Genomic DNA, 20,450 nt, shown 5'->3' with positions numbered 1-20,450 from the left:
AGCAGCCCAGTCACCAGCATCGGGGGGTCGAAATGGCGGAATTCGAAGCAACTCGGGGCATGCCGGCCGACAGCACGCTCGTGTTCGGCGTCGCCTCCGACGTGACCGTGATGGACCGCTGGCTGCCGCAGGGCCTGCACGTCTCCGACGCCGGCCCCGACAAGGTGGAGGCCGAGGGCGACCTGGTGCCCGGCGACGGCAGCCACGAGGGGCTGTTCCGCGCCCAGGAGGACCAGCTGCGGGTGGAGTGGGGCGGGCGCGACCACCCCGACTACGCCGGCTGGCTCCAGGTGTCCGACTCGGCGAGCGGCACGAGCGAGGTCACCGTCCACATCTCGCTGCTGGACGAGCCCGGCTCGGGCGAGCGGGCCGACGAGGTCCGCGAGCTGCTCGACCGCTCCCTCGACCGGCTGGCCGACGAGGTGGGCCGGCGCGTCGACGACGCCTCCTGACCCGTCCGTCCGCCATGGTCGCCGGGTGCGCACCGGCTCCTCCGGCACCGGTAGTCCCCGCTATCACCACCAGCCGAATGAGGCGGGAGCTGTTCTCTCGAGGCCTCATCGCAGGGACCGCTTGGCGACCGCGCTGTCTCGGCGGCAGTTTCCTCACGGCGTTCTGCGTCGGCCCGACCCGACGGCGCGCTCAATGCCTCTTGACGCGGCACTTGATCAGCCAGGAGGCGACGGCAGTGCGGCTGCGGTTCTACGTCGGCGGCGCGCTTGCCCCACAGCTCGGCGAGCACTTGGCCGATCTTGACATCGGCGATCTCGACCAGCAGCCGATCGCGGCCAAGGCGGGTGCAGGGCAGTGGGTGTTGGGGGCGGCCGTGTGTGGGGTGGTCAGGAAGGCGCCGGCTGCCTAAGCGAGGGTGGCGTGCCCGTCGCGCAGGTCGGCCGACTTTTCGGCGCAGGCGCTCATGCCGGTCGCCAGGCGACTTGGTTGCGCCGGTGTGGATGATGTATCCGGCGCACCCAGGCGGCCGCTGAGTTTGATCACGCGTCTGTCAGGAAGGCCAGTGCGTCGGAGGTGAAGCGCTTATCGGTGAATGTGCCGCTGTGGCTGCGGCCTGGGTAGACGAGGAGTTGGGCGTCGGGGATGCCCTCGACCGTGTACCGGGCCAGTTCCAGCGGGTAGACGAGGTCCTTACCACCCTGGATCAGCAGCGTGGCCGCCTTGATGTCGTGCAGCCGACCGCGCAGGTCGAAGCCGTCTTCGGCGTTCAGCACGGTGACGGCGTCGCTGTGGTCCTTGTGGCCGCTGTCCGACAGCCACAGCAGGCATCGGAGCAGTCTCTGGCCGATCGCTGATCCGGTAACGATCTCGGCCAGGGCGGGACTGGGCCGCCTGCCTTGGCGTGCGCGTTCGATGTAGTTACGTTGGGCTCGCTTGCCGACAGGGCCGAGAGCGCAGGCCGTGCCCCCCAGGACCAGGCGGTCGACCAGGCCGGGATGGTCGGCGGCAAGTTGCAGGGCGATGGAGCCACCGGTGGAGATGGCCAGGATGTTCACCGGACCCTCGAAGGTGGCTTTGATCGCTTGCGCGTAGAGGGCGGCGAGGTCGGCCATCGTCGTGGTTGACGGCAGCCCGGGTGGCCGGTTGACGACATAGACGGTGAAGTGTTTGGTGAACGGTCGCACCATCCGCATCGTGGACCAGCGTGCCAGGCCCGTCGGGTTGGCCGCTTGCGGGGTGTAGAGCAGGACGACCAAGGGTGCTCCCGCACCGGCCGACAGGTACGGCAGGCCGTTCATCATGGGGTGATCCCTTCTGTGACCGCGTCGATCAGACGGTTCATCACGGCCGGATAGATCTCGGTGCCTAGGTGGTCGGCGTGCAGCGGGGTCAGCAGGACCGCGCGCAGCACGCCGAGCAGGACCTGCGGATCGTCTTTCAGATGGGTGCTGAGGAACTGGAGCACATCGGCCATCGGGCCGTCCGTCGCTGCGGCCATGCGCTCGGGGGTGAGCTTGGCGGTGACCGCGGCCATCTCCTGAGGGTGCGACATCAGCCGCCGGTAGAGCGGATTGCTGTCGAGTTCGGCGACTGTGGCGCGCAGGAAGCGGCGCAGCGCGTCGCGCGTGTCGGCGCCGCGGTTGAGGCCCTCGTCGATCACCCGGCGCCGGACCTGCTCGCTCTGGCGCAGCAATGCCTCGAAGTACAGGTCCTCCTTGGAGTCGAAGAAGGCATACAGCGAGGACTTGGCGATGCCCGCGGGAGCGGTCAACTCTTCCAGGGATGTCTTGCGTAGCCCCTGGGTCGAGAAGAGGTGGGTGGCGGTGTCCAGCAACTGCTCGATGATCCGCAACCGCTCTTCCTCGGCGAACGCCGACGGCATGTTGCCTTCATTTGAACAGATTAGTTTTTTGTTCATAGCATAGCTCTCGATAGGCAGGCGATGTCGTCCGCGCCCGGGCCATGCCGGGATGGGTGCGGCGTCCTGTTTCGCGAGCGACGACCTGATGAACAGCGCCTCCGGCCGGACGCGTCCAGGGCGAGCGCTGTTCCATGGGTCGGTGCACATGGCTGAGCGGCTGCAACACCCCATGCCTTCCGGGCTGCGCTCTGGTGACGGCGCACTGTCTGGGCTCCAGTCTCGACCCTCTTGCCTCTCGCGTCGTGGCCCAAGCAGAGGAGCGTCATACCATTGCCCCCTGAGGTTGTCGCCGTCTGCGAGCGACGGTAGCCGCGTAGCCATGACGGGTGTTCCCAGCGGCTTGGGTCCATTCGGTAGCCGTGGAGATGTGCAGGCCGAGAAGCTTGCTGACGACAACGGCGGGCAGTTGCGAGGCGAGGTCCATCAGCGCGGTGCTGCGTCCGGGGCGACTGCGCGCTCTGGCCGGGAAGAGCCAGCGGTGCCGAGTCGGAGGCGCGTCTGACCGGGGCTGGCGATGACCTGGTCGGCGGTCAGGGACGCGATTCGGCTGATGGTCTGGCCGTAGAGCAGGACGAGGCAGCCGGCTACGCGGATACGGGTGTCGAGGCTGTCGTCGTGCAGGAGCCGGTGGACGATGCTCCAGCGTTCGTCGTCCTCAATGGCGGTCCGGCCTCGGCGTGAGCGGTCGGTGTTGGGGAAGGTGACGGCGCTGAGGTGGCGTTGCTTGGGCGGTTCGCGGCGGGGCGACCTGGCCGTAGCTCAGGGGCTTGCGAGCTGGGGCCCGGCGCAGTTGCCGAAGGACCGACCAGGTGCCGAAGCTGCGGACGAGCTTATTAGCCAGGCCTCGAATGCGACGAGGTATTCATCGCGTGGCGGCAGGAGGCCCGCGGCGACGAGCGCTGCCCGGAGGCTGGCCACGTCGCGAGAAGTACCGAGATGGTCGAGGAAGTCGTGGTCGAGGCCGCCATCAGCGGTGCGGAGTCGCTGGAGCTGCTCGCGTTTGCTGGTCCTCTCCAAGAGGTTGAGCAGCGGCAGGGGACGGCCAGAGGTGAGGGCACGGATGATGCCTTCGAGGTCGGGACGGATGGCTCCGTCGGGGTCGGCGAAGAGGTCACACAGCCAGCGGCTGGAGCTCTCTGATCAGCAGCTCGATCAGGCGCGGGCCTTCTGGTCGGCCCGTGGTGAGGAGGTCGGGGTCCACCGCCAGCGCAGCGGCCAACCGCCGGAGCTTCGCCCGGGTTTCGGCGACCCGGTCGACCGCCGCCGTGATCACGCTGACGTCGAGGGCGGGTTCCACTGCGGCCACGGCTTCGATGATCAGCTCGCGGGGCGCGGTCAGCACCCGGGAGGGCGTCGTCATCAGGGCTCAGGGGTTACGCGCGCCCGTCGCGGACGAAAGTCCCCGACCCCAGGCTCCGGGCCGGCCGTCTCCTCGGGCTGCTCGGCTGAGGCGGTCTTGCGGCGGCGGCCAGTCTCCCGGATCGGTTCGATCAGCTCTTCCATTCGACAGCCGAGGATGTCCAGCAGCGCCATCAAGGTCTTCATGCTCAGCCGTTCGGGCTTTTCGGCGACCAGCCGGTAGATCTGGCTCGATGACAGATTCACGCCCCGCTCCAGCAGCAGCGGCCGCAGGTCGGTGGTGGAGAACATGCCGCGGGTCGCCATGACCTCGCGCAGGTGCCACTGGTAGTCCAGCTTGGCGGTCATCTTCTCTCCCGCTCCGCGTGGTCGAAGGCTCGGTCCAGGGCCTTGCGCATCATCGTGTTCAGGAAGTCCGTGCTCACGCCCGTGTAGATCGCCGTGGTCGAGGCGAACCGGTGGCCGACCTGGTCCTGGACGAACTTCGGGTCGACGCCGTCCTCCACCAGATGCGTGACGTAGGCGTGGCGGAAGGCGCCCGCCGCGTTCGGTCAGCCACACCGCCTTCGGACCGTAAGGGTTGCGGAACCGGGGCCGGATGTCGATCAGGTAGTCCTCCAGCGCGTCCGCCGCCCAGGGCATGACGCTGGCGAGCATGCGGCGGCGCGGCCCCGACCCTCGTGAGCCCTTGCCCCAGCGGACGTTCGCGTTCCCGTAGCGCCCCAGCTCAGGGGCCGCTGGATTGCGGTAGAAGTCAGCGCACCGCAACCCCCAGCCGTAGATCGTCTTGAACACGGTGGCGTCCCGGTAGGCGGCGAGCGCGCCAGTCAGGTGCGCGGCGGTGTTCCATTCGTGGCATACCTGCACCGGATGCGTGCCGAACAGGGCCTCGCACCGAGCCGGCCAGCCGTAGTGCGGTGAGGTGATGTAGTCGCAGAACAGGCGTAGCGCCCCCGCCCGCGGTCCAGTTCCACGGATACTCGCCGCTGAAGTCGACGAACCGATAGATCACCGACGACCAGCTCAAGACGAGCCGATCCTGGAAGCAGCTCTTCGCCTTCGCCCATCGAACGCCTCCCGCCATCAGACGCATGATTCACGCATCAGATGCGAGTAGGTTCGCATCCCTCCTGCTGAAACTGGCCACTCACGATGCTGAAGGTGCTACCTTCAACGCCGTGTCCGACCAGCTGAGCGATGTCCCGACGAGCATCAGATGCAATTCGTCGGGTTCCACCGTGCTGATCATCATCCGCGGCAACTCCGGCTCGGGCAAGTCGAGCGTCGCCCGGGCCGCGCGCGAGGCGTACGGCCGCCGCGGCCTCGCCGTCGTGCCCCAGGACGTGGTCCGCCGCGACCTCCTGCGCGAGGAGGACCGGCCGGGCGCCGTCAACATCGGCCTGCTGGACGTGATGTGCCGCCACGTCCTGGACGCCGGCCACCACGTGATCCTCGAGGGCATCCTGGCCGCGAGCCGGTACGGCGACATGCTGGGCGCGCTGTGCCGCGACCACCGGGGCGCCACCCGCTGCTACTACCTGGACGTGTCCTGGGAGGAGACCGTGCGCCGGCACGCCACCCGCCCGCAGCGCACCGCGTTCACCCCCGACGACATGCGCCCGTGGTACCGGCGGCGCGACCTGCTGCCCGGCGGGCTGGAGACGGTCGTGCCGGAGGCCAGCACGCTGGCGGAGACCGTCCGCCTCGTGCTCGGCGAGACCGGCCTCCTGCCGGCGGCGGGCGGCCGGCAGGAGGCCGCGGACCACGAGGCGGGTGACGCCGCCGCCGGAGCGCGGTAGGCGGGCGGGCGGGCCTCAGGCGTCCTCGCGGTCCGGGTTCTCCAGGCGGAAGAAGTTGCTCGGCTTGCCGTCCTTGCGGTGCTCCTGGTAGATGAAGTTGAGGTTGCGCTCGTCGAAGGTGCGGAACCAGTCGTCCCAGGAGATCTCCTCCAGGTCGCCGCCGCCGTAGCCGGGGAAGTCGAAGCGCAGCACGCCGGCGTGGCCCTCGTGCTCGGTGCCCGGCACGGTGGCGGGGCGGGCCTCGCGCTCCTCGGCCCACTGGCGGATCACGTCGTGGTCGGTGGTGACGAGGCTGCGGCCGGGACGCTCCTCGTGCTCCTCCGTCGAGGAGATCTCCTGCTCGTATTTGTGGTCGCCCTGCACGGGACGGTTGTGGTGCGACATGGGACGTGCTCCCCCTGCTCGTCGGGATTCTTCCCAGTCGTTACCCCGTTCTTGCAAATGATCTAATACAGCCCGATTAAAGGGCGTCGCAAGCTTTCCGGTTCAGCGTTTAGGCATGCGACGCTCATTCATTGTCATTTCCGCGGTCATCTCATGTTTGATCGCCCTCGCGGGCACGGCGGGAGCCACCACCGCGCCCACGTATTACGGCCAGCGTCCGGCCTGGTCGTCCTGCGGTGGTGGCTTCCAGTGCGCCACCTTGCGGGTGCCGCTCGACTATTCGAAGCCGCGCGGCAGGCAGATCAAGATCAGCCTGATAAAACTGCCGGCGACCGGAAAGAAGATCGGCTCACTGGTGCTGAACTTCGGCGGCCCCGGCGTTTCCGGCGTGGACAGCCTGCGCGCGGCCAGGACGACCGTCTCGGCGACGCTGCGGCAGCGGTTCGACGTGGTCTCCTTCGACCCGCGCGGCGTCGGCCGCTCGGCCCCGGTGCGCTGCTTCGGCACCCTCGGCATGGACGCCTACCTCGCCGCCGACGCCACCCCAGACGACAGGAGCGAGCGGGCCGCGCTCAAGCAGTGGGGCAAGACACTCGCCCAGGCCTGCGCCGCCAACTCGGGCAAGGAGCTGCTGGCGCACGTCAGCACCGGCGAGGCCGCCCGCGACCTGGACCTCATGCGCTCGGCGCTGGGCGACTCCCGCCTGACCTACCTCGGCTGGTCCTACGGCACCTACCTGGGCGCCCGCTACGCCGACCTGTACCCGGGCCGGATCCGCGCCATGGTGCTGGACGGCGCCGAGGACCCCCAGCAGACCGGGGCGGAGTTCCAGAAGGCGCAGAACCAGGGCTTCCAGGTGGCGCTGAACTCGTTCCTGCGCGACTGCTTCAAGCACAAGGACTGCCCGTTCAGGAAGCACACGCTGACCGCCGCGGGCAAGCGCCTCGACACGCTGCTCCGACGGGCCGACCGCGCCCCGCTGCGCAACACGGCGGACGGGCGGCAGGTGAGCGAGTCGATCGTGCGCACCGGCATCATCGCCGCCCTGTACTCGACGGACTCGTGGAAGGTGCTGCGCGGCGCGCTGACCGCCGCGTTCCAGGGCGACGGCACGACCCTGCTGTTCCTGTCCGACTTCTACAACGGCCGGCGCCAGGACGGCACCTACGACAACGAGACGTTCGCCCACCAGGCGATCAGCTGCCTGGACCACCCCGAGACGCCGTGCCCGTACTGGCCGGTGAAGGGCAAGCGGTTCACCAAGAAGGTGACGGCGGCCGGCTCGCCGCCGATCGTGGTGGTGGGCACGACCCGTGACCCGGCCACCCCGTACGCGCTGGCCAGGTCGCTGGCCGCCCAGCTCAGGCACGGCGTGCTGCTGACCAACGACGGCGACGGCCACACGGCCTACCACGGCGGCTCGTCCTGCGTGGAGCGCCAGGTGGACCGCTACCTGGTCACGGGCCGCGCGCCCGCCCGCGACGCCTGCCACGCTTCTCCCAAGGCCTGATGCCGCCAGCCCCTCCCGCTGGTGAGGGACTGGTCAACCCCGGCCGTGCCTGCGCGGCCGGGGTTGCGGCGTGGGCGAGATTGGGCGGACCAGACCGGTATGCCCGCCGCCGCCCGAGGAGCCCATGGAGTCGCTGCTGATCCTGCACGCGGTGGCGGCGGCGTGCGCGCCCTGGCTGGCCCGGCGCGTGGGCGGGCGCCGCGCCCTGCCGGTGCTGGCGCTCGCGCCGGCGGCCGGGTTCGGCTACACGGTGTGGCTGGGGCTGAGCGGGCGGGTCCCGGAGACGGCGGTCACCCGGTGGGCGCCGGCGCTGGGCCTGGCGCTGGCCTTCCGGGCGGACGCGCTGGCGCTGCTCATGATGGCGCTGGTCACCGGCGTCGGCGTGCTGGTGCTGCTCTACAGTGCCCGCTACTTCCGCGCCGACGACGACGGGCTCGGCCGCTACGGCGGCGTGATGACGGCCTTCGCCGGGTCGATGCTGGGCCTGGTGGCCGCCGACGACCTGCTCCTGCTGTACGTCTTCTGGGAGCTGACCACCGTCTTCTCCTACCTGCTCATCGGGCACGACCCGGAGAGCCGGCTGAGCCGGCAGGCGGCGATGAAGGCGCTGGCCGTCACGACGTTCGGCGGGCTGGCGATGCTGGCCGGGTTCGTGCTGGCGGGGCAGGCGGCGGGCACGTACCGGATCTCGCAGCTCGGGCCGGGCGACCTCGGGACGGCCGCGATCGTGCTGATCCTGGCCGGGGCGCTGGCGAAGTCGGCGGTCTTCCCGTTCAGCACGTGGCTGCCCGCCGCGATGGCCGCGCCGACGCCGGTGTCGGCGTACCTGCACGCGGCGGCGATGGTGAAGGCGGGCGTGTACCTGGTCGCCCGGCTGGGGCCGGTGGCCGGGGACGTGCCGGCGTGGCGGGCGGTGACGGTGCCGCTCGGCGTGCTGACGATGCTGCTCGGCGGCTGGCGGGCGCTGCGCGAGAGCGACCTGAAGCGGCTGCTGGCCTACGGCACGGTCAGCCAGCTCGGTTTCCTGGTGGCGTTGTTCGGCTCGGGCACGCGGGGCGCGGCGCTGGCGGGGGCGGGCATGCTGCTCGCCCACGCGCTGTTCAAGGCGGCGCTGTTCCTGCTGGTCGGGGTGGTGGACCACGCGGCCGGCACGCGGGACCTGCGGGAGCTGAGCGGCCTCGGGCGGGCGATGCCGTGGGTGTGCGGGGCGGCGGTGCTGGCCGGGGCGTCGATGGCGGGGGTGCCGCCGCTGGCGGGGTTCGTCGGCAAGGAGGCGGCGTTCGAGGCGCTGCGCGGCAGCCCGGTCGCGCTGGCGGGGGTGGTGGCGGGGTCGGCGCTGACGGCGGCGTACACGCTGCGTTTCCTGTGGGGGGCGTTCGCCGGCAAGCCGGGCGTCGCGCCGCGCGCGCCGCACCGGCCGCCGGCGGCGATGTTCGCGCCCGCGGCGCTGCTGGCCGCGCTGGGGCTCGCCGTGGTGCCGTTCGCGTCCTGGTACGGCCACGCCATGGACGCCGGGTACGCGGCCCTGCTGCGCGACCCGGGGCACGAGGCGCACCTGGCGGTGTGGAGCGGGTTCGGCCTGCCGCTGCTGCTGTCGGCGGCGGCGCTGGCCGGGGGCGTGGCGCTGTTCCTGGCGCGGGAGCCGGTCGCCCGGATGGGCGCGAGGCTGCACCTGGTGGACTCGGGGCAGGTCTTCTGGTCGCTGGTCCGCCGCCTCGACCGGGTGGCGACGCAGGTCACCGGCATGATCCAGCGCGGCTCGGTGCCGGACTACCTGCTGCTCGCGCTGGTCGCCACGGTCGGCGTCGGCGCGTTCTCGGTCACCTACGGCGGCCCGCCCCGCCTCCAGGCGCCGCTGGTGTGGTGGCAGCGGCCGGAGCAGCCGGTCATCGCCGTGCTGACGGTGGCGGCGGCGCTGGTGGCGCTGTTCGCCCGCGCCTACATCTTCCTGGCCCTCACGGTCGGCCTCACCGGGTACGGGACGGCGCTGCTGTTCCTCGCGCACGGCTCGCCCGACCTGGCGCTCACCCAGTTCCTGGCCGAGACGCTCAGCCTGGTGATCTTCGCGCTGGTGCTGCGGCGGCTGCCGATCGACCCGGTGAAGGGGCGGCTGCCGATGCCGCTGCGCGCCGGCCTCGGCCTGGCTGTGGGCGTGGTCGCGACCGGCGCCGCCATGGTGGCGATGAGCGCCCGCGGCACCGCGCCGGTGGGCGGGCTCATGGAGGCGGCGGCGCGGGAGGCCGGCATCGGCAACATCGTCAGCGCCCTCATCCTCGACATCCGGGCCTGGGACACGATGGGCGAGAGCACGGTGCTGGTGGTGCTGACGCTGGGCGTGACGAGCCTGGTGTTCCTGCGGCGCCGGTCGTACCGGATCGAGCGGGGCGAGGCGCCGTCCGCCGAGCGCACGCACTGGCTGGCCGCGGCGCTGCCGCGCGGGCAGCGGGTGATCGCGTTCGAGGTGGCGGCCCGGCTGACCTTCCACACGGTGCTGATGCTGTCGGTGTTCCTGCTGTTCATCGGGCACAGCGGGGTGGGCGGCGGGTTCGCGGGCGGCATCGTGGCCGGGCTGGCGATCACCGTGCGCTACCTGGCGGGCGGGCGCAACGAGCTGGCCGCGGCGGTGCCGGTGCACGCGGGCGTGCTCAAGGGGATCGGGCTGACGCTGTCCACGGCGACGGCGCTGGCGGGGCTGCTGTTCGGGCGGGCGGCGCTGGACATGCTGGCCGCGGACGTGGCGCTCCCCGTCCTGGGGCACGCGCACCTGTCGACGGGGCTGCTGTTCGACGTCGGCGTGTACCTGTCGGTGATCGGCATGGTGCAGGACGTGCTGCGCGGCCTCGGCGCCGAGCTGGACCGGCAGATCGACGCCGGCGAGAGCACCGAGCCGGAGCGGCGGGCCGGGGCCGGCGCCGGGGAGAGCCGGTGAGCGTGCCGCTGCTGCCCTTGGCCGCCTGCTGCGCGCTGATCGCGGCCGGGGTGACGCTGCTGCTGGAGCGCAGCCTGGTCCGGGTGCTGGCCGGGGTGATCATGCTGGGCAACGGGGTGAACCTGCTCATCGTGACGGCGGGCGGCGGCGCGGGCGCTCCGCCGTTCGTCGGGGCGGCCGGGATGGCCGACCCGCTGCCGCAGGCCATGGTGCTGACGGCGATCGTCATCACGCTGGGCGTGACGGCGTTCCTGCTGGCCATGGTGCACCGCTCGTGGCAGCTCACCGGCAGCGACGAGGTGCAGGACGACACCGAGGACCGCCGGGTGCGGCTGCGCGCGCAGCGCGGCGAGCTGAGCCAGGCCGTACGGGGCCGCCGCGAGGCCTACCGGCGGCTGGTCGCCGAGCAGCGCGCCGAGCTGACCCGGCTGGAGGCCGAGCAGGCCGAGCGGGAGCGGCTGGAGGAGGCGGACCTGGAGCGGCGCATCGCCCGGGTGCACGTCGAGCTGGAGCAGTGGACCCGCGACCTGCACCAGCAGGGCGTGACGGACGAGGAGCTGCAGCGGCGGCTGGAGGAGGTCGGGCAGCGCGAGGAGCCCGGCGTGGACAACGCGCTGCGCATCGAGGAGCTGCGGGAGGAGCACGAGCGCCGCCGCGCCGCGCAGGCGGCCGGCCAGCGGGAGCTGCGCAGGCAGCTCAAGGCGCGGCAGCGGGAGGCGCGGCGCGAGCTGCGCGCCGCCATCCGCCGCGAGCTGGAGCGGCAGGCGCTGGCGCAGGACCCGGAGCTGGAGGGCGAGGAGTCGTGAGGAGCGCAGGCCGGCTGGGAAGCACGGGCCGGGCGAGGGGCACGGGCCGGGTGGGGAGCACGGGCCGGGCGAGGGGCACGGGCCGGGTGGGGAGCACGGGCCGGGCGAGGGGCACGGGCCGGGGTGAGGGGTGGTGAGCAGGGCGCTGCTGGAGGGGCTGGTGTGCGTGCCCGTGCTGCTGCCGCTGCTGGCGGCCGGGGTGAAGCTGGCCACGGCCGGGCGGCTGCGGCACCTGCAGGCGCTGCTGAGCATCGGCACGATGAGCGTGTCGCTGGCGGTGGCGGCGCTGCTGCTGGTGGCGGCCGACTCGGGCGGGCCGCTGGTGGCGGAGCTGGGCGGCTGGTCCTCGCCGGTCGGGATCTGCCTGGTGGCCGACCGGCTCTCCACGCTGGTGCTGGTGGTGTCGTCGGCGGTGACGTTGTGCGTCATGGTGTACTCGGTCGCCAACGCCTACGACGAGCAGGAGCACGACGCCCCGATGGCGATCTTCCATCCGGCGTTCCTGGTGATGGTGGCGGGGGTGGCCGACGCGTTCCTGTCGGGCGACCTGTTCAACCTGTTCGTGGCGTTCGAGCTGCTGCTGAGCGGCTCGTACGTGCTGCTGACCTTCGGCGGCACCGAGGCCAGGATCCGGGCGGGCGCGACGTACACGCTGATGGCACTGGCCTCGTCGATGTTGTTCCTGATCGCGCTGGCCATCACCTACGCCGCGACCGGCACCCTGTCGATGGCGCAGCTCGCCGAGCGGTTCGCCACCCTGCCCGGCCAGGTGAAGCTGCTGGTGGAGCTGACGCTGCTGCTGGTGTTCGCGATCAAGGCGGCGCTGTTCCCGCTGTCGGCGTGGCTGCCGGACTCCTACCCCACCGCGCCCGCGCCGGCCACGGCGGTCTTCGCCGGGCTGCTCACCAAGGTGGGCGTGTACGCCATCATCCGGCTGGAGGCGCTGCTGTTCCCCGGCGGGCCGGTCTCGACGCTGCTGATGTGGGTGGCGCTGGCGACGATGCTGACCGGCGTGCTGGGCGCGGTGGCGCAGACCGACATCAAGCGGATGCTCTCCTTCACGCTGGTCAGCCACATCGGGTACATGGTGTTCGGGGTGGCGCTGTCCACGGTGGCGGGCATGGCGGGCGCGATCTTCTACGTGGTGCACCACATCACCGTGCAGACCAGCCTGTTCCTGGTGACGGGGCTGATCGAGCGGCGGGCGGGCACGACGTCGGTGAGCCGGCTGGGCGGCCTGATGAAGGCCGCGCCGCTGATCGCGGTGCTGTTCTTCGTGCCCGCGATGAACCTGTCCGGCATCCCGCCCATGTCGGGCTTCCTCGGCAAGCTGATGCTGGTGCAGGCGGGGCTGGCGCGCGGCGGGCCGCTGCCGGTGGCGCTGGTGGCGGGCGGGCTGGTGACGAGCCTGCTCACCCTGTACGCCGTCGCCAAGACGTGGGGGAAGGCGTTCTGGCGGGCCCCGCGGCCGGCGGTCGCCGGCACGGTGGTGGAGAGCGAGGAGGACACCGGCGAGGAGCCGACGGTCACCACGGTCACGCTGCCGATGGCGCTGTCGGGGCCGGTGGCGGCGCTGGTGCTGCTGGCACTGGCGTTCACGGTGCTGGCGGGGCCGCTGTCGGCGCTGACCGGGCGGACGGCGGCCGAGCTGATGGCGCGCGAGCCGTACATCGCGGCGGTGCTGGGAGGGCGGCGGTGACCGGGCGGCTGCTGGCGCCGAGCGTGCTGGGCCGCCGGGTGCCGCTGCCGATGGTGGCCTGGCTGGCGCTGGTGTGGGTGACGTTGTGGGGCGAGGTGTCGCCGGGCAACGTGCTGGGCGGCCTCGCGGCCGGCGTGGCGGTGACGTGGCTGCTGCCGCTGCCCGTCCTCGACCCCGGCATCCGGGTGCGGCCGCTCGCGCTCGCGCGTTTCCTGCTGGTGTTCGGCTGGGACATGGCGATCTCGACGGCGCGGGTGGTGTTCTACGTGTTCCGGCCGGGGCCGCCGCCGGTGGAGCTGGTGCGGGTGGAGCTGCGCACGTCGTCGGAGTCGATGACGGTGCTGGTGATGACGGCGCTGTCGAACGTGCCGGGCAGCATCATCGTGGAGGCGTACGTCGCCGAGCGGTGCCTGATGCTGCACGTCCTCGGCATCCCCGGGGACGCGGCCGGCAAGGTGCGCGCCGACGTGGCGGCGCTGGAGTCGCGGGTGGTGGCCGCGTTCGGCACCCGCGCGGACCGGGAGGAGCTGGGCCAGGCATGACGCTGGTGTACGCGCTGACGCTGACGCTGCTTGGGGTGGCGGGGATGCTGACCCTCTACCGGGCGGCGCGCGGCCCGTCGATGCTGGACCGGGCGGTGTCGCTGGACGTCATGACGTCGTTGTCGATGTGCGGCGTGGGCGCGTTCGCGGTCGCCAGGGACGACTACTCGGACCTGCCGATCCTGCTGGTGCTGTCGCTGCTGGGGTTCGTCGGGTCGGTGTCGCTGGCCCGCTTCTTCGCCGGCCGTTCCGGCGGCGGCCGGGGCGCGCGGTGAGCGCGCTGGACCCGGCGGCGGGGGCCTGCCTGCTGCTGGGGGCGGGGCTGGCGTTGTCGGCGGGGGCGGGCCTGGTGCGGTTCCGGCACACTCTGGAGCGCATGCACGCCGGCACCAAGCCCCAGGTGGCGGGGGTGCTGCTGGTGCTGCTGGCCATGTGGCTGCACCGGCCGACCTGGGGGAACGCCGGGCCGCTCGCGCTGGTCGCGACGTCGCAGGTGATCACCGTGGCGGTGGCGGCGTACATGGTGGCGCGGGCCGCCTACGCCCGCGACTGCTCCCGCGAGGACGAGGACGACGGGACGGCCCTGCCGCCCGAGGACCCGCCCGAGGACTCGTCCGACGACTCCTCCGGGTCGAGCGGGTCCTCCTGATCGTCGTCGTCGGCGCCCGCCCGGTCGAGCGCCGCCTGGCCGAACCACGTCCACAGGGCCAGCGCCGCGATCGCCCCGGCGACCGGCCAGGCCAGCGTGGGCCCGAACAGGTAGTCGATCACCAGGCCGGTGGCCGCCGTCATCGACACCACCAGCGCCAGCGCGCCCAGGATGCCGTAGAAGTTGGAGCGGCGCACCAGCAGCTCCTTGCGACCCTGCCGGAACAGCACCCGGTGCTGCGCGGTGGGCGCGATGTAGCAGATCGAGGCCACCGCCGCGCCGATCAGCGCCGCGAAGAACAACCACCGGTCGGCCAGGTCGAGCCGGTCGAACTGCTGCGAGAACGGCACGGTCAGCAGGAAGGCGAACAGCACCTGCACGCCGGTGACCGCGACGCGGGCCCCTTGCAGGAGCTCCACGAAATTGCGGTCCGCCCGCTCCTTGTCCGACTCCCGGCTCACAAGCCCTCCCCTGACCACGGTTAACAAGGCATGAAGAGGGCTCTTCTTCCACGTAAAGGGAGGTCAAAACATGGCGGTCAGGAGTCTGGCCGGGGTGATCGGCAGCTCGCGGACGCGGTGGCCGGTGGCGTGGTGCACGGCGTTGCCGACGGCGGCGGCGGTGCCGACGATGCCGATCTCGCCGACGCCTTTGCTGCCCATCGGGTTGAGCCGGTCGTCGTGCTCGTCCAGCCAGACCGCCTCGACGTCCGGGACGTCGGCGCAGACCGGGATGTGATACTGGGCGAGGTCGCGGCGCAGGAAGCCGCCGAACTCCTCGTCGGTGAGCGTCTCCTCCATCAGCGCCATGCCGAGGCCCATCGTCATGCCGCCGATGAACTGCGAGCGGGCGAGCCTGGCGTCCACGATCCGCCCGGCGGCGAACACGCCGAGCAGCCGCGACACGCGCACCTCGCCGGTCACCGCGCTCACCCGGACCTCGGCGAACTGGGCGCCGAAGGCGTGCCGGGCCAGCTCGGAGTCCTGCTTGATCTCCTCGGTGGTGTCGGCGCGGCCCTCCGTGCCGTCCTTCTTCAGCTCCTCGCAGGCCCGCACGACGGCCGACCCCCAGGAGGCGGTGCCCATCGAGCCGCCCGCGACGGGCGCGTACGGCAGGTCGCTGTCGCCGACCTCGACGTGCACCCGGCCGGGGGCGACGCCGAGCGTCTCGGCGGCGATCCTGGTCAGCGCGGTGCGCGCGCCGGTGCCGATGTCGGCGGCGGCCACCTGGACGAGGAAGCCGCCGTCGCGCACCCGGGCCACGGCCTGGCACGGCCGCCGCCTGGCCGGGTAGGTGGAGGCCGCGACGCCGGTGCCGACCAGCCACTCCCCCTCGCGCCGGACGCCGGGGCGCGGGTCGCGCCGGTCCCAGCCGAAGCGGCGGGCCCCCTCGCGCAGGCAGCCGACCAGGTCGCGGGAGCTGAAGGGCAGGCCGCTGTCCGGCTCGACCTCGGGCTCGTTGCGGATCCGCAGCTCGACCGGGTCGATCCCGGCGGCGCAGGCCAGCTCGTCCATGGCGGACTCCAGGGCGTACATGCCGGGGCACTCGCCGGGGGCCCGCATCCAGGACGGCGTGGCCACGTCCAGCCGGACCAGGCGGTGCGCGGTGCGCAGGGCGGGCGCGGCGTACATGACGCGGGTCGGCACGGCGGTCTGCTCGGCGAACTCCTTCAGCGTGGAGCTCTGCTCGTAGGCGACGTGCTCCAGCGCGGTCAGCCGGCCCTCGCCGTCGGCGCCGAGGCGCAGCCGCTGGATGGTGGGGGTGCGGTAGCCGGTCACGTCGAACATCTGCTGCCGGGTCAGCGCCACCTTGACCGGGCGGCCGACGGCCCGGGAGGCGAGGGCGGCCAGCACGGCGTGCGGGCGGGTGGTGCCCTTCGAGCCGAAGCCGCCGCCGACGTGCCGCGAGACCACCCGGACCCGGCCGGGCGGCAGGCCGAGCGTCCTGGCGATCGTGTCGCGGTCGCTGCTGGCGCCCTGCGTGGAGTCGTAGACCAGCAGCCGGCCCTCGGCGTCCCACAGGGCGAGCGCGGCGTGTGGCTCCATCGGGTTGTTGTGCAGGACCGGCGTCGTGTACGTCACGTCGATCGCGGTCGCCGCGGCGGCCAGCCCGGCCTCCAAATCGCCCTGCTCGGTGTCGGACGGGAAGTTCGGGTTGACCCGTTCCGGCCGGTACAGGCCGGGGTGGTCGGCGCGGAGGCTGACGTCGTGGTCGGCCGGCTCGTACTCGACGCGGACGGCGTCGGCGGCGGCGCGGGCCTCGTCGTAGGTGCCGGCGACGGCGGCGGCGACGAGCTGGCCCCGGTAGGCGACCTCGCGGTGCTGGAACAGGGCCAGCTCGGCGTCGGCGTCCTCGGCCAGGCCGGGCGGGTCGGCGACGGACAGCACGGCGAGCACGCCGGGCATGGCGAGGGCGCCGGCGGCGTCCACGCGGGCGATGCGGCCCTTGGCGATGAGCGACTGGACGGGGTAGGCGTAGGCGACGCCCTCGACCGGGTATTCGGCGGCGTAGGTGGCGAGCCCGGTGACCTTGACGCGGCCCTCGACGCGGTTCACGGTGCCAGCTCCTCCAGCGTCTCGACGATCAGGTTGCGGGCCAGCGGCACCTTGTAGGCGTTGCGCGGCAGCGGCTCGGCCTGCTCCAGCTCGGCCTCGGCGGCGGCGAGGAACGCCGCGCCGGTCGCCGGGCCGCCGACGAGCGCCCGCTCGGCGCGTCCGGCCCGCCAGGGGGCGTGCGCGACGCCGCCGAGCGCGATGCGGCAGCCGGTCACCGTCCCGTCGGCGCCGACGTCGAGCACGGCCGCGATGGACACCAGCGCGAAGGCGAACGAGGCGCGCTCGCGCACCTTGCGGTAGACGGAGCGGCCGGGCGGCGGCGGGGGCAGCTCGACGGCGGTGATGAGGTCGCCGGGGTCGAGCACGGTGTCGCGCTCGGGCGCGTCGCCGGGCAGGCGGTGCAGGCCCGGCATGGGGACGACGCGGTCGCCGCCCGGGCCGGTGACGTGCACCTCGGCCTCCAGCGCGGCCAGCGCCACCGCCATGTCGGACGGGTGCGTGGCCACGCAGGCGCGGGAGTGGCCGAGCACCGCCAGGTTGGAGTGGTCGCCCTCGATGGCCGGGCAGCCGGAGCCGGGGCGGCGCTTGTTGCACGGCCTGCTGACGTCCTGGAAGTAGGCGCACCGGGTGCGCTGCAGCAGGTTGCCGGCGACGGTCGCCATGTTGCGGATCTGGCCGGAGGCGCCGGTGAGCACCGCGCGGGCCAGCATCGGGTAGCGGGCCCGCACCAGGGGGTGGGCGGCGAGGTCGGTGTTGCGGACCGCGGCCCCGACGCGCAGCCGGCCGCGGACCTCCTCCACGGCGTCCAGCGGCAGCAGGCTGACGTCGACCAGGTGCTCGGGGCGGGCGACGCCGAGGCGCATCAGGTCGACGAGGTTGGTGCCGCCGCCCAGGTACATGGTGCCGGGACGGTAGCGGCGCACGGCGTCGGCGGCGCTGTCGGCGCGGGCGTAGTCGAAGGGCCTCACCGGGCCGCCCCGGGGACGACGCTGGAGATGGCGCTGACGATGTTGACGTAGGCGCCGCAGCGGCACAGGTTGCCGCTCATGCGCTCCCTGATCTCGTGCGGGGTCAGCTCGGGGTCGGCCATGAGGTCGCCGGTGACCGCGCTCGGGCCGGGCTCGCCCAGCATGCCGGCCGCCGAGCAGAGCTGGCCGGGGGTGCAGTAGCCGCACTGGAAGGCGTCGTGCTCGATGAAGGCGGCCTGCAGGGGGTGCAGTTCCTCGCCATCGGCCAGCCCCTCGACGGTGGTGACGGCGCGGCCGTCCATGGCGACCGCCAGGGCCAGGCAGGAGTTGGCGCGCCGCCCGTCGATGAGCACGGTGCAGGCGCCGCACTGCCCGTGGTCGCATCCCTTCTTCGAGCCGATCAGCCCCAGCCGCTCGCGCAGCAGGTCCAGCAGCGACATGCGCGGGTCCACGTCGGCCGTGTGCGGCCGGCCGTTCACCTGAAGGGTGATGTCCATAGGCGCTCGCCTACCCGAGCTGATCGCCGGGCAACCCCCGGGGACGGTAAAGCGGCCCGGTCGTTCGTCCCGCAGCGTCCGTTTTGCGCGGGCGGTGGGGGGTAGCCGGGCGGCATGGGCCTGGCGTTCGACGAGCGGATGACGGAATCGGCGGCGGTGTTGACCGTCAACGCGGGCTCCTCCAGCCTGCGTCTCGACCTGGTGCAGGGCGGCGCGGTGCTGGACAGCGCGCACGCCGAGCGGGCCGTCGACCCGTCCTCGGCGCGGGAGGAGCTGGCGCGCTTCCTCGGCGGGCACTTCGACCGGGACGTGCGGGCGGTGGCGCACCGCCTGGTGCACGGCGGCGAGGTGGTGCGCGCCCCCGCCCTGGCCGACGACGAGACCGTGGCGGCGCTCCGCGGCGTGACGAGCCTCGCCCCGCTGCACCTGCCGCCCGCGCTGGCGCTGCTGGAGGCCGCCCGCGAGCAGCTTCCCGCGGTGCCGCACGTGCTCTGCCCGGACACCGCCTTCCACGCGGGGCTGCCGGAGGAGGCGGCCACGTACCCGCTGCCGCGCGAGTGGCGCGAGCGGCACGGCCTGCGCCGCTACGGCTTCCACGGCCTGTCCTACGCCTGGGCCGCCGACCGGGTGGCCGACCTGCTGGGCCGGCCGCTCGCCGAGCTGGAGCTGCTGATCACGCACCTGGGCGGCGGCTGCTCGGTGTGCGCGCTGTCGGGCGGGCGCAGCGTGGACACCTCGATGGGCTTCACGCCGCTGGAGGGCATGCCCATGAGCAAGCGCTCGGGCAGCGTCGATCCGGGGCTGCTGACCTGGCTGCTGTCGGCGGGCGGGCTCGGCGTCGCGGAGCTGAGCGAGGGCCTGGAGCGGCGCTCCGGGCTGCTCGGCCTGTCCGGCACGTCCGGCGACACCCGCGAGCTGGTCGCCGCCGAGCGCAAGGGCGACGAGGACGCCGCCCTCGCGCTGCGCGTGTTCGCCCACCGGGTGGCGCGCGAGATCGCCGCGGCGGCCACGTCGCTGCCGCGCCTTGACGCGCTGGTGTTCACCGGCGAGATCGGCTGGGACCAGCCCGAGGTGCGCGAGGCCGTGTGCCGGCGGCTCGGGCTGCTCGGCGTCGAGCCGCCGGCGCTCGGCGAACGCTCCGACGACGGGCCGGTCAGCGCGGCCGGGGCCGCCGTCCCCGTCCTGGTGGTGCAGGTCCGCGAGGAGCTGCAGCTCGCCCGCGAGTGCCTGCGGGCGCTCGCCGAGGAGGACGCATGACGGACCTGGACGGGATCCGCCGCGAGGCGCTGCCGCTGGACCGCCCCGAGGACCTGGACCCGCTGCTCGACCGGATCGGCGAGGCCCGGTTCGTGCTGATCGGCGAGGCCAGCCACGGCACGCACGACTTCTACGCCTGGCGCGACGCGCTGACCCGGCGGCTGATCGCCGAGAAGGGCTTCGGCCTCGTCGCCGTCGAGGGCGACTGGCCGGACTGCGAGCGGGTGAACCGGGCCGTCACCGGGGACGCCGACCCGTTCCAGGCGTTGTACGCGTTCATGCGCTGGCCGGCGTTCATGTGGGCCAACGAGGAGGTCGCGCTGTTCTGCCGCTGGCTGCGCAGCTGGAACGCCGGCCGCCCGCCCGGCGCCCGCTGCGGCTTCCACGGCCTGGACGTCTACAGCCTGCGGGACTCGCTGCGCGCGGTCCGCCGCTACGCCGCCGCCCACCTGCCGGCCGAGCTGGACGCCGTCATGGACGCCCTGCACTGCTTCGAGTCCTTCGGGCACGACCCCCAGCGCTACGCCGCCGCCGCGGTCCGCCTGGTCCCGGAGAGCTGCGAGGAGGAGGTCGTGGGCCTGCTGTCAGCGGTGCTCCGGGCCGCGCCCCGCGACCTCGCGGTGCGGCAGAACGCCGAGGTCGTGGCCGGGGCCGAGCGCTACTACCGGGCCATGGTGCGCGGCGGGCCCGACGCCTGGAACGTCCGGCTCGCCGGGGAGCGGCACGGCGGCGACGCCGTGCTCGTCGGGTTCGGCGGCCACCGCGGGTCGGTGGTCGCCGGGGACCGGTGGGGCGGGCGGCACCACGTCATGCCGGTGCCGCCGGCCCGGCCGGGGTCGCTGGAGGCGCTGCTGCACGAGGCCCTGCCCGACCGGCCGCGGGCGCTGTTCGTGGTGCCGGACGGGCCCCGCCCGGGCTGGTACGACGAGCGCCTGGACCACCGGGCGATCGGCGTGGTGTACCGGCCGGATCGGGAGCGGTGGGACAACTACGTGCCGACGGAGACCGGCCGCCGCTACGACGCCTTCCTGTGGCTCGACCGCACCACCGCCCTGCACCCGCTGCACGGCGAGCCGTGGGGCGACACCGAGCCGGAGACGTACCCGAGCGCCGTGTGAGCCG

22 protein-coding genes and 1 pseudogene are annotated in these 20,450 nt (G+C 73.1%); 13 read left to right on the top strand and 10 right to left on the bottom strand.

All coding sequences use genetic code 11. From position 1 onward, the window contains the following. Positions 1–32: 32 nt before the first annotated feature. Together MF672_RS35390 and MF672_RS35385 are read left to right on the top strand one after the other, a co-directional pair. Complete coding sequence (locus MF672_RS35390; RefSeq protein WP_302893330.1) at positions 33–452, top strand: SRPBCC family protein; 420 nt, start codon at positions 33–35, stop codon at positions 450–452. Between the two features lie 212 nt (positions 453–664). Beyond that, positions 665–862: a hypothetical protein gene (locus MF672_RS35385; protein WP_242380777.1), complete on the top strand. Its 198-nt coding sequence runs from the start codon at positions 665–667 to the stop codon at positions 860–862. 130 nt (positions 863–992) lie between these two features. On the opposite strand, the gene MF672_RS35380 is transcribed toward MF672_RS35385, so the two are convergent. Further along, on the bottom strand, positions 993–1,754 hold the full coding sequence (locus tag MF672_RS35380) for an alpha/beta fold hydrolase (RefSeq protein ID WP_242380776.1): 762 nt from the start codon (positions 1,752–1,754) through the stop codon (positions 993–995). Continuing rightward, on the bottom strand, positions 1,751–2,335 hold the full coding sequence (locus MF672_RS35375) for a TetR/AcrR family transcriptional regulator (RefSeq protein ID WP_242380775.1): 585 nt from the start codon (positions 2,333–2,335) through the stop codon (positions 1,751–1,753). Before MF672_RS35375 ends, MF672_RS35380 begins: the two co-directional genes overlap by 4 nt. Before the next feature lie 975 nt (positions 2,336–3,310). On the opposite strand from MF672_RS35375, the gene MF672_RS35370 reads away from it, so the two are divergent. Further along, a complete protein-coding gene (locus MF672_RS35370) occupies positions 3,311–3,514 on the top strand; it encodes a hypothetical protein (protein WP_242380774.1) in 204 nt (67 codons plus the stop codon). On the opposite strand, the gene MF672_RS35365 is transcribed toward MF672_RS35370, so the two are convergent. The 3 genes and pseudogenes from MF672_RS35365 to MF672_RS35355 form a co-directional block, all read right to left on the bottom strand. Next, complete coding sequence (locus MF672_RS35365; RefSeq protein ID WP_242380773.1) at positions 3,486–3,734, bottom strand: hypothetical protein; 249 nt, start codon at positions 3,732–3,734, stop codon at positions 3,486–3,488. The two genes, MF672_RS35370 and MF672_RS35365, sit on opposite strands and share 29 nt — an antisense overlap. Continuing rightward, positions 3,734–4,081 (bottom strand): helix-turn-helix domain-containing protein, encoded by a 348-nt coding sequence (locus tag MF672_RS35360; RefSeq protein ID WP_242380772.1) that lies wholly within the window; start codon positions 4,079–4,081, stop codon positions 3,734–3,736. Before MF672_RS35360 ends, MF672_RS35365 begins: the two co-directional genes overlap by 1 nt. Beyond that, a pseudogene (locus MF672_RS35355) lies at positions 4,078–4,257 on the bottom strand (hypothetical protein); the annotation flags it as partial. The pseudogene MF672_RS35355 and the gene MF672_RS35360, both read right to left, overlap by 4 nt. A 714-nt stretch (positions 4,258–4,971) precedes the next feature. On the opposite strand from MF672_RS35355, the gene MF672_RS35350 reads away from it, so the two are divergent. Continuing rightward, the gene (locus tag MF672_RS35350; RefSeq protein ID WP_242380770.1) at positions 4,972–5,532 is read left to right on the top strand and encodes an AAA family ATPase; all 561 of its coding nucleotides are present in this window, start codon (positions 4,972–4,974) and stop codon (positions 5,530–5,532) included. Between the two features lie 15 nt (positions 5,533–5,547). Here MF672_RS35350 and MF672_RS35345 read toward each other — a convergent pair whose 3' ends face one another. Further along, on the bottom strand, positions 5,548–5,916 hold the full coding sequence (locus tag MF672_RS35345) for a hypothetical protein (protein WP_242380769.1): 369 nt from the start codon (positions 5,914–5,916) through the stop codon (positions 5,548–5,550). Between the two features lie 157 nt (positions 5,917–6,073). Here MF672_RS35345 and MF672_RS35340 point away from each other — a divergent pair, with 157 nt between their 5' ends. The 7 genes from MF672_RS35340 to MF672_RS35310 all read left to right on the top strand — a co-directional run bounded on the left by MF672_RS35340 (position 6,074) and on the right by MF672_RS35310 (position 14,051). Continuing rightward, on the top strand, positions 6,074–7,426 hold the full coding sequence (locus MF672_RS35340; protein ID WP_242380768.1) for an alpha/beta hydrolase: 1,353 nt from the start codon (positions 6,074–6,076) through the stop codon (positions 7,424–7,426). A gap of 124 nt (positions 7,427–7,550) precedes the next feature. Continuing rightward, entirely contained in the window at positions 7,551–10,355 is a 2,805-nt protein-coding gene (locus MF672_RS35335) for a Na+/H+ antiporter subunit A (RefSeq protein WP_242380767.1), read from the top strand. After that, positions 10,352–11,161 carry a Na(+)/H(+) antiporter subunit C gene (locus MF672_RS35330; RefSeq protein ID WP_242380766.1) on the top strand — a complete coding sequence of 270 codons (810 nt, stop codon included), beginning with the start codon at positions 10,352–10,354 and terminating at the stop codon, positions 11,159–11,161. The genes MF672_RS35335 and MF672_RS35330 overlap by 4 nt, the downstream gene beginning before the upstream one ends. Before the next feature lie 133 nt (positions 11,162–11,294). Then, positions 11,295–12,860 carry a Na+/H+ antiporter subunit D gene (locus tag MF672_RS35325; RefSeq protein ID WP_242380765.1) on the top strand — a complete coding sequence of 522 codons (1,566 nt, stop codon included), beginning with the start codon at positions 11,295–11,297 and terminating at the stop codon, positions 12,858–12,860. After that, complete coding sequence (locus MF672_RS35320) at positions 12,857–13,402, top strand: Na+/H+ antiporter subunit E (protein ID WP_242380764.1); 546 nt, start codon at positions 12,857–12,859, stop codon at positions 13,400–13,402. Before MF672_RS35325 ends, MF672_RS35320 begins: the two co-directional genes overlap by 4 nt. After that, entirely contained in the window at positions 13,399–13,677 is a 279-nt protein-coding gene (locus tag MF672_RS35315) for an MrpF/PhaF family protein (protein ID WP_242380763.1), read from the top strand. Before MF672_RS35320 ends, MF672_RS35315 begins: the two co-directional genes overlap by 4 nt. Next, positions 13,674–14,051, top strand: a complete 378-nt coding sequence (locus MF672_RS35310) for a cation:proton antiporter (protein ID WP_242380762.1) — start codon at positions 13,674–13,676, stop codon at positions 14,049–14,051. Before MF672_RS35315 ends, MF672_RS35310 begins: the two co-directional genes overlap by 4 nt. Here MF672_RS35310 and MF672_RS35305 read toward each other — a convergent pair. The 4 genes from MF672_RS35305 to MF672_RS35290 all read right to left on the bottom strand — a co-directional run bounded on the left by MF672_RS35305 (position 13,940) and on the right by MF672_RS35290 (position 18,071). Then, positions 13,940–14,512 carry a DUF6328 family protein gene (locus tag MF672_RS35305; RefSeq protein WP_242380761.1) on the bottom strand — a complete coding sequence of 191 codons (573 nt, stop codon included), beginning with the start codon at positions 14,510–14,512 and terminating at the stop codon, positions 13,940–13,942. The genes MF672_RS35310 and MF672_RS35305 overlap by 112 nt on opposite strands. A gap of 63 nt (positions 14,513–14,575) precedes the next feature. After that, complete coding sequence (locus MF672_RS35300) at positions 14,576–16,606, bottom strand: xanthine dehydrogenase family protein molybdopterin-binding subunit (protein WP_242380760.1); 2,031 nt, start codon at positions 16,604–16,606, stop codon at positions 14,576–14,578. After that, positions 16,603–17,574, bottom strand: coding sequence for an FAD binding domain-containing protein (locus MF672_RS35295; protein WP_242380759.1), 972 nt, complete (start codon positions 17,572–17,574; stop codon positions 16,603–16,605). Before MF672_RS35295 ends, MF672_RS35300 begins: the two co-directional genes overlap by 4 nt. Beyond that, positions 17,571–18,071 (bottom strand): (2Fe-2S)-binding protein, encoded by a 501-nt coding sequence (locus MF672_RS35290; RefSeq protein ID WP_242380758.1) that lies wholly within the window; start codon positions 18,069–18,071, stop codon positions 17,571–17,573. The genes MF672_RS35295 and MF672_RS35290 overlap by 4 nt, the downstream gene beginning before the upstream one ends. Before the next feature lie 114 nt (positions 18,072–18,185). On the opposite strand from MF672_RS35290, the gene MF672_RS35285 reads away from it, so the two are divergent. Both MF672_RS35285 and MF672_RS35280 read left to right on the top strand, forming a co-directional pair. After that, positions 18,186–19,328 (top strand): acetate/propionate family kinase, encoded by a 1,143-nt coding sequence (locus MF672_RS35285; RefSeq protein ID WP_242380757.1) that lies wholly within the window; start codon positions 18,186–18,188, stop codon positions 19,326–19,328. After that, a complete protein-coding gene (locus MF672_RS35280) occupies positions 19,325–20,446 on the top strand; it encodes an erythromycin esterase family protein (protein WP_242380756.1) in 1,122 nt (373 codons plus the stop codon). The genes MF672_RS35285 and MF672_RS35280 overlap by 4 nt, the downstream gene beginning before the upstream one ends. Positions 20,447–20,450: the final 4 nt, after the last annotated feature.

The organism is Actinomadura luzonensis, from assembly GCF_022664455.2.
Classification (GTDB): domain Bacteria; phylum Actinomycetota; class Actinomycetes; order Streptosporangiales; family Streptosporangiaceae; genus Nonomuraea; species Nonomuraea luzonensis.
This window is presented reverse-complemented; position numbering and strand designations above follow the sequence as displayed.